Annotated in this window: 1 protein-coding gene; it reads left to right on the top strand. The window is 53.4% G+C overall.

Annotation, left to right across the window (positions count from 1 at the left end; all coding sequences use genetic code 11):
• Window positions 1-159: 159 nt before the first annotated feature.
• On the top strand, window positions 160-518 hold a 359-nt coding region (locus KP699_RS16330), incomplete at its 3' end, for an IS5 family transposase (RefSeq protein ID WP_308164942.1).

The raw sequence follows: 518 nt of genomic DNA, 5'->3' as shown, positions 1-518 counted from the left end.
CTTTGTCGCCCTGACAGAACAGGCTGGCCGTTCGAAGCGTCTGATGATTGATGCAACACACCTCAAGGCACACCGGACATCGGCGTCCCTGCTCAAAAAGGGGCTTTTCCCCGCCATATCGGACGGACAAAAGGCGGCCTGAACTCAAAACTTCACGCCGTGTGCGATGATCATGGCCGACCGGTCCGTCTACATCTGACTGCGGGGCAGGTCAGTGACTTCAAAGGCGCTGATGTCCTGCTGGCTGACCTTCCCGATGAAACAGAAGWAGTCATCGGCGACAGAGGCTACGACAGCAACCAGATCAGGTTATCGCTTGCAGAACGCAATATCACAGCCTGTATTCCGCCGAAGAAGAACCGGAAATCAAAGCCACCTTACAATTGGCATCTGTATAAAAAGCGCCATCTGATCGAAAACATGTTCGCAAAGCTGAAAGACTGGCGACGTGTTGCGACCAGATACGACCGCTGCGCTCATACATTCATGTCCGCAATCCACATCGCAGCAAGCTTCAT

It is taken from the genome of Acetobacter sp. P1H12_c (assembly GCF_018811975.1).
GTDB lineage: Bacteria > Pseudomonadota > Alphaproteobacteria > Acetobacterales > Acetobacteraceae > Acetobacter > Acetobacter persici.
This window is presented reverse-complemented; position numbering and strand designations above follow the sequence as displayed.